Origin of the sequence: Rubrimonas cliftonensis, assembly GCF_900107585.1 — a bacterium.
GTDB classification, from domain to species: Bacteria; Pseudomonadota; Alphaproteobacteria; order Rhodobacterales; family Rhodobacteraceae; genus Rubrimonas; species Rubrimonas cliftonensis.
On record NZ_FNQM01000048.1, the window covers coordinates 1 to 7,564 of the forward strand.

Genomic DNA, 7,564 nt, shown 5'->3' on the forward strand with positions numbered 1-7,564 from the left:
CCCGAGCGCAGCGCGCGGCTCAGCGCCCGGTCGAAGCCGAGATCCTTCCACAGCTCGTGCAGCGCAAAGACGTCGCCGTAGCTTTGCGCGGGTTCGTGGGTGAGGTGCGAGGCGGTGTTCTCCGCCCGGCCCAGGACGCGGTTGAGCCCACTGATCAGGGGATCCAGCTTCTCGGGCGTGAGATCCTCGATCCGCCCCAGGTTCGCGATCACGCGGTGGCGAACCTTTCCCGCATCATCACGATAGCCCTCGACCAGCTGCAGATAGCGTCGTCCGCCCGACCGGGTGATCTTCGTGTGCATGCCGCAACGATATCACGGCAGAAAACTGCTTTCCATCGTGAAATACCGATGACGTGCCACAACACAACTTCGCTGAAATCACCCCCGGGCAAAGGCTAAGTTATTGATTACCCAGAGGCTAACGGTCCGGGTGCCCGAAAATCGGGGCCGGAAGTGTCGAACTCCGGGGGGCAGGGTCACCAACGGCGCGGCGGCGCTGCGCCGAAGGCGGCCGCGGGCTGCGCGGGACGGTTTCCGAGAACGCGGACCGCTTCGCCGCCGACCTCGCCCCGGTGATCGCGGACATGCGCGGCGTTCTCACTCGGCCTGGAGCCGGATGGCGTGTGTCCAACGTGCGGAAGCTGACCGTGCGGCTCGGGCGGTGAGCGAGAGAAGCCGGTTCATCCGAAGAGCAGCACGTCGCCCGTAAAGTCGGCGACGTCGAGCGGGCCGAAGCGGGCTGAGTTGACGAGGATCGAGCTGTCGCCTGCCTCGATCAGCACGTTGTCGCCGGCCTGGGTGATGCTCAGGTCGGCGAAGCCCAGCCCCGAACCGCGGAAGTCCAGCGTGTCGGACTGGGGCAGGAAATCGAGCACGATGCGGTCGTCGCCCCACTCGGGCGTGTCGAACACGAACGTGTCGCGCCCCGGCCCGCCCTGCATCCGGTCGTCGCCGGCGCCGCCGATCAGCGTGTCGTCGTCGAGGTTGCCGAGCAGGGTGTCGTTTCCGTCGCCGCCGATCAGAACCTCGTCGCCGCGGAACGCCACGAGGATGTCGTCGCCGGCGCCGCCGTCCATGCTGTCGTCCCCGCGGCCCGGCTTGATGGTGTCGTCGCCGGCGCCGCCGAGGATGGTGTCGTCGTCATTGCCCGACAGGATGATGTCGTTCCCGTCGCCGCCGTCGATGCTGTCCGCGCCGTCGCCCGACTTGATCGTGTCCGCGCCCGCGCCGCCGCGGATCGTGTCCGCGCCACCGCTTGAGAGCACGATGTCGTCGCCGGTTCCGAGGTCGATGTCGTCCGCGTCGGCGAAACCTTTCACCGTGTCGTTCCCGCCCAGCGCGTCGATCCTGTCCGGGCCAGGCGTGCCGGTGATGCGATCGGGGCCCTCGGTGCCGAAGCCGAACGGCGGATCGACAACGAGGCCCGTCAGACGGATTTCGGTGGCGTCGCCTGCGGCGGTGATAAAGAAATCCGGCTCGACGTCGACGCCCTGCAACGTGACGATCGCGTCCGTCGCGCCGTCCGCGTCGATGTCGAGGGCGAGGGCGCCGGTCGCCTGCGTGAAAGTCAGGGCGCTGAACCCGAAGACGGCGCCTTCGACGATCAGCACGCTGCCGAGCCTGAAATCGGTGATGACGTCGCCATCAAGATCGTCGACGCCGCCGCGGAAGCTGTCGTCGCCGGCGCCGCCGGTCAGCAGGTCCGCGCCGCCCTCGCCGTCGATGCTGTTGTCGCCGGCGTCGCCGCGCAGCGTGTCGTCGCGGTCGGTTCCCTCCAGCCCCTCGATCGAGATCAGCGTGTCCGTGTCGCCGTGGGTGTCGGTCGCCGTTCCCACCGTCAGATCGGCCACGACGCCCTGCGCGCCCTCCTCGAACAGGTAGCTGGCGGTGTCGAAGCCGCCGCGCCCGTCGAACAGGTCGTCGCCCTCGTACCCCTCGAAGAACTCATCCTCGGCTGAGCCGCGGAACACGTCGGCGAAGCGCGTGCCCACGAGCACCTCGATGTTGCGGATCGTCTCGACGTTGCCGTGGCCGTCGTTAGCGACGGTTTCGGCGGCGAGGTCGACCACCGCGCCCTCGGTCTCGTCGGTGAAACCGAACATTGCGAAGTCGAAGCCGCCGCGGCCGTCGATCAGGTCTGCGCCGTCGTCGCCGCGCAGCCCGTTGTTCCGGTCGTCGCCCAGCAGCGTGTCGTCGCCCGCCGTGCCCCGCAGCCGCGAGATCCCGATCAGCCTGTCGACATCGCCGAAGGGGTCCGTCGCCGTCCCTGCGGCGAGGTCCGCGACCACGCCCAGCCTGTCGTCATGGCCGAAGCGGTAGTCTGCCTCGGCGCGGAAGCCGACGCCGACCAGCGTGTCGTCTCCGGCGCCGCCGCGCAGGCGGTCGCGGTCGCCGTTGCCCGCCGCGCCCCCGGCGACGAGGCTGTCGTCACCGTCGCCGCCCTCCAGCTCGTCGACGCCAGCGCCGCCGTCGAGCGTGTCGTCTCCGCCGAGTCCGCGCAGGCGGTTGTCGGCGCCGTCGCCGGTGATCCTGTCGGCGCTGTCGGTGCCGCGCACCCGCTCCACGCCCGAGAGGCTGTCCGTGTCGCCCCAGCCGTCGACGGCCGTTCCCGTCGCGAGGTTCACGGTGACGCCAGCCGGGCCGCCGTAGTTGGCGTCCCGCGAGTAGTCCACCTCGTCGATCCCGCCGCCGCCGATCACCGTGTCGTCGCCGGCGAGCATCCGGTAGCGCTCGTACTCCTGGTCCGAGCCGCGGGCCTCGTCGTCGCGCAGGGTGGCGCGCACCGCCTCGATGTTCTGGAAGGTGTCGGTGTCGAGGAAGGTGTCGCGCACCGTCCCGGCCGCGAAGTCGATGACGATCGGGTTGGGGCCGACGTCGCCGATGTTGAAGATCAGCTCGTCGAAGCCGCCGCGGCCGTCGATGAAGTCGCCGCCGGGGCTGTCGTCGAAGCCCTCGTAGTCGTCGTTCAGACCGCCGAGCAGGGTGTCGGCCGCGTCGCCGCCGCTGGCGCGGTCGATATTGGTCAGCGCGTCGGTCATGCCCGTGGTCGTCGCCGTGCCGGCGGCGAAGTCGATCACGAGCGGCGTGGCGAAGCCGTCGTAGCGGAGGATCGCGGTCCCCAACGCCGCAGCGATGACGGTGTCGTTTCCGGTCCCGGGAAACACGGTGCCGTCAGGCCCCTCAACGCGGATCAGGTCGTTCCCCGGCCCGCCCTCGACAATGTCGAAGAGGGCGTCCTCGCCGCCGCGGCTGGTGATGGTGTCGTCGCCGGCGCCGCCGTCGATGCGATTGCCGCCGGTTCCACCGTCGATGACGTCGTTTCCGCCGAGGCCCCGGATGGTGTCGTCGCCGCCGAGGCCGTTGATGACGTCGTCGCCCTCGGTGCCGGTGAGGGGATCGGGACCGTTTCCGCCGTTGAATGTCGCCATCTCAATACCTATCGAAACAACTGTTCTTTTAGTAAAAAACGTTAACGTGATTCGCCTTGGCTAATCAACTTGCTCCTCGGTTCTCGTCATTACCTGGAGCCAAGCGAGCGAGGTGGCGAAGGTCCGTCGTCGTGGCGGGGCGACGGTCTCATACCAAGGCCCCTTGATCACGACCGATTAGCCCAGGCCCGCCGGCCGATGGTCATGATGCGCCAGGGCTGGTCGGCGAGCTTGTTCCAGGCCTCGCAGCAGTGTTCGACGATATCGTCGTAGGAGCTGAAGACCCGTTTCGACAGCCAGTTGTCGCGCATGAACTGCCAGAGGTTCTCGACCGGATTCAGCTCCGGGGAGCGAGGCGGCAGCGGGAGCAGCGTGATGTTGTCCGGCGCGACGAGCCGGGCGGACATGTGCCAGCCCGCCTGGTCGAGCATCAGCACGGCATGGGCGCCGGGATCGACCGTGAGGCCGATCTCGGCGAGATGCGCCTGCATGGCCTCCGTGTCGGCGAAAGGCATGACGGGGAGTGGGCAAAAGCTGGGGGTCGGAATTGGTGTAGGCTGGGCTCTTGGCGGTAGAGGGAGCTTGGCATGGACGTGCGGATCTCAATCGAGACGATCTTCGAGGACGGCGAGGTCCGGCGGCATTCACTCGGCCGCCTCTCGCGCCCCTGCCGGATGACCTGTCCAGAAGCATTCGGGCTGATGCTTGAGGACGCCAAGGCGATCCTGGAGCGTCTTCAGCGCGCGATCATCCACGACCAGATCGAGGAGCTCGCCAAGGCGAGCCGGTCTTGTCCCGACTGCGGCTGCGTACGCCCCATGCACGACTACCGTTCCCGCACGCTCGATACGCTGTTCGGGCGGGGAGTGGGCAAAACGTGGGGGTCGTGCAGCGAGCGTTCGGGGCGAAAACGGCGATCAGTTCCCGAGCGCAGCGCCACTTGCGACAGCTCAGCGGGCAGTACCCCTCGCAGACCAGTGCGCGACCCCCACATTTTATCCACTCCCTGTGTCAGGAATGCAGCGCGACTCCGCCCCGCGCGATCGCGATGACGCCGGACGAGCCCAGAAGCCCTCCCGAAATGACCAGCCCAGCCATGCCCGTCCGGAGATCGCGCGTCGCCCCGATCGCCGGCACGATCCGAGTGACCAGCGACGCCGCGACGAGAGTTGCAAAGGCGATGTGCAGGGCAAGATCCGTCGTCATCTTCGGGGCGTTGCAGGCGATGATTCCGATGGCGAGGGCGGAACCCACGCCCCACAACGCCGTGGGCACCGCCACATTCATCGTCAGTTCCGGATCGGCCCCGCGGATCCCGAGAATGCCGAGGTCGAGGATGTGGATCCCGACCGCGATGATCGGAGGGACGATCCAGGAAAGCGTCGGGCCGGAGGTCGTGCTCTCGATGTTGGTTCCCAACGACGCCAGCAGCATGCCCTTCGAGATCACCAGCGACCCGAGCGCGAAGCCGAAACGCAGCCAGCGGAGCGCAGCCGGTCCCATCGGCTTCTTGGATCCCGGGATTTCCTGGTACTCGGAGATCTTCGCGTATGCGGCCGCGAGGTCGGCAGCCGCCAGGACGGTGCTCCCGACCGCGTGAATGATCTGGAACACGCCGGTGCAGACCTCAAGCGCGCCGCGGGTCTTGAGCGCGATGACCTTGCGGGGCGCCGTCGCCCCCTTCCGAAGATACTCCGGGTCCGGTGAAAGCCAGGCGAGAGCGAAGCCGGTCGGGATGGCGCCGACCAGCGCCATCATGCCGGCCAGCGTCATGTCCTTGCCCATGACCCAAGCGTAGAACCGCGAGACGAAGGGGATGCTGGTCATCGGATGGGTCGCGAAGGCGAGCAGTTCCTTGATCACCGCGTCCATGAAGTCGAACAGGCTGTCGATCAGCGCCGCCGCCACGTCCTGAACAAGGTGCGCCAGACCGCGGATCAGGTCCACGAGCGCCGTCCCCGCCCGGGCGAGGAGACCTGGGTCACCGGTGGCCTTGAGGTCGGCATAGGCCTGATGCAGCGTCCGCGTCACGTCGTGGGACACGACCGACCCGAGTTGCGCGATGATAGCCTCGAAGGCCTTTTCCGCGCCAGACGACAGCGTGAACGGGGCCACGCCCGGGTCGACGGCGCCGCCGGAAATCGCGTCCATCACCTTGTGCAGCAGCCAGTGGTCCTTGGTCGCGCCCTGGGACGGCGTCGGCTTCTTGCTGTAGGCGGCGTCGGACTGAAGCGGCGAACGCCCGCCGATCTGGTCGTCGAGCGCCGCGGACGCGCTTGGATCGGTCATCCGTGCGGATGAAAAGCTCGTCTTCACCTCCGACCGCGCGTGCTTCCGCAGGGTCGCGAGGGGGCCAGACGCAAAGCTAGCCATCGTCGCGACGCCGAGGTTCTCCACCGCGCAGGCGACCGCCTTGAGGATGTTCCTGTCGAAGGCGTAGCTCAGCGCCTGGATCAGGCGCTTTACGCCCGTCACGACCGCGTTGAGCACCCCGTGGGCGAGGCGCAGCGCCTCGAACAGGGAGCCGATCGCCACGTCGTAAAAGAACTCCTTTGGGTCGTGGATCGCCGTCGACACGGCGGTGACGGCCACGCTCAGTGCGCCGCCGGCGGCATAGGCCACCCCATGGCTGATCTTGAGCGCGCCCGTCTCGACGCCATGCCAGAGTTCCGAGGCGAGCCCCCGCGTCGCCGGACCATTCACCGCCGCATCGTACGCGGCGGCGGCGTCCGACTGCGACATCTCCGTGAAGTGCGCCGACCCGTCCTGGCCGAGGGCGAAGCTGAAGCTGGCGGTGTAGAGGCCGGGGGGCTGCTGGTCCGCGGTCTGGGCGTGCAGGGCGACGGGATCGCTGGCGGCGTTGCAATAGCTCGAACCGCCGGCGGCGTCGCGTGCGGCCTTGCCTGCGCCAACGGCTACGGATGTCAGGGCGCGCACGGTCTGCGCGGCGGCCTCGACATGGGCCGAGCCATTGAGCCCGGGCTGGAGAACCGGCTGACCGGTCCAGTCCGCCGCGGCGTTCAGATGATCGGCGCTGAGAGACCCGAGCGCACCGATCAGCCGGGCGTTCGGGCGCAGGATCACCGTCGTCTCCGGCGCCATGAAGCCACCGCGCAGATACAGTTCGGCCGTCGCGAGGCCGGAGTGGAATGCGCCGTCCTCGCCGATATGGCCCGCCCTCACGTCGAGCCGGCAGCGGCCCGCGCCGTCCGTGACCACGTCCAGATGGGCGTCCTGCGACACCGTGTGGCTAACGCCGCGCCAGATGATCTCCGCCGGCTCCGACGCGGTCACGCGCAGCGTCCGATCGGCGCGTGGCGTGCCGTCGTCGCGGTGCAGGGCGATCAGCACGGCGTGGCTCTCGTGCAGGGTCGGCTCGGTCGCTTCGCCGTCGAAGGTCATGTCCTGCAGAAGCTCGGTCTCGACATAGATGTCGTGCAGGTCCGTGTTCACCCGCGCCGACTTCACCTGCGTTTCGGTCCGATAGTAGAGCACGTCCTAGTAGGACCCGATCAGGCCCTCGACGCCGCTCTCGGCGTAGAGGCTGTGGTCGACCTCGACGCCGGCGGAGAGCGGCAGCACGTTGATGCCGCCGAGCGAGGCGAAGTAGAGGGTACCGTCGTCGCCGGCGACCGCGTTCTCGGGGTCGTCCACGGTGAAGTCCAGCGCGTCGATCACCGCACCCCTGAAGATGTCGACGACCTGGACCACCTGTCCGAACAGGTAGCACTTGCCCATCCGCAGGATCGGCGTCGGATCGCTGATGGTCACCGGGGTCTTCGACACCATCGCGCCGCTCTCGAGGTCGAACACGCAGAGGGTCTGGCCCGTACAATAGGCCAGGAAGTGGCCGTCGCAGTCGATCTTTCCCGTCAGCGTCCCGTCGTCAGGGGCGATCAGCTGCGGCAAGTTCCTCGATCCGATCGTGTAGACGCGGATGCCATCGACTTCGGGTGCGAACACGCGATTGTGGAACACCTTGGGCGTGCCGATTACATCCTTGGAATGGTCGCCGAACCCCAGCATGGTCTCGCCCAACGGCTATGTTGCGCAAAGGTGGCTGGCGGAGGGATTCACGTCGCGAATCCAGCGTGATAGCCGGGGTGGATGAGCAAGCCGACACCCCCGACGTAC

At 68.0% G+C, this 7,564-nt stretch carries 3 protein-coding genes and 3 pseudogenes; 1 reads left to right on the top strand and 5 read right to left on the bottom strand.

Annotated features, from left to right (window positions below; genetic code table 11):
• The 3 genes and pseudogenes from BLW43_RS21945 to BLW43_RS21955 form a co-directional block, all read right to left on the bottom strand.
• Positions 1-302 (bottom strand): annotated as a pseudogene (locus BLW43_RS21945) (IS1634 family transposase); the annotation flags it as partial.
• A gap of 380 nt (positions 303-682) precedes the next feature.
• Positions 683-3,430: a calcium-binding protein gene (locus tag BLW43_RS21950; protein WP_093256910.1), complete on the bottom strand. Its 2,748-nt coding sequence runs from the start codon at positions 3,428-3,430 to the stop codon at positions 683-685.
• 167 nt (positions 3,431-3,597) lie between these two features.
• A pseudogene (locus BLW43_RS21955) lies at positions 3,598-3,948 on the bottom strand (transposase); the annotation flags it as partial.
• Positions 3,949-4,017: 69 nt separating this feature from the next.
• Here BLW43_RS21955 and BLW43_RS24495 point away from each other — a divergent pair.
• Positions 4,018-4,293: pseudogene (locus BLW43_RS24495) on the top strand (ISKra4 family transposase); the annotation flags it as partial.
• A 148-nt stretch (positions 4,294-4,441) separates the two neighbouring features.
• Here the strand turns inward: BLW43_RS24495 and BLW43_RS21960 are convergent.
• Both BLW43_RS21960 and BLW43_RS21965 read right to left on the bottom strand, forming a co-directional pair.
• On the bottom strand, positions 4,442-6,925 hold the full coding sequence (locus BLW43_RS21960) for a hypothetical protein (protein ID WP_093256915.1): 2,484 nt from the start codon (positions 6,923-6,925) through the stop codon (positions 4,442-4,444).
• A gap of 3 nt (positions 6,926-6,928) precedes the next feature.
• The gene (locus tag BLW43_RS21965; protein WP_093256917.1) at positions 6,929-7,456 is read right to left on the bottom strand and encodes a hypothetical protein; all 528 of its coding nucleotides are present in this window, start codon (positions 7,454-7,456) and stop codon (positions 6,929-6,931) included.
• Between the last annotated feature and the right edge of the window lie 108 nt (positions 7,457-7,564).

Excerpts from the sequence above, each read along its gene's own strand:
- BLW43_RS21950 (WP_093256910.1), bottom strand. The coding sequence starts at position 3,430 with ATGGCGACATTCAACGGCGGAAACGGTCCCGATCCCCTCACCGGCACC.
- BLW43_RS21965 (WP_093256917.1), bottom strand. The coding sequence starts at position 7,456 with ATGCTGGGGTTCGGCGACCATTCCAAGGATGTAATCGGCACGCCCAAG.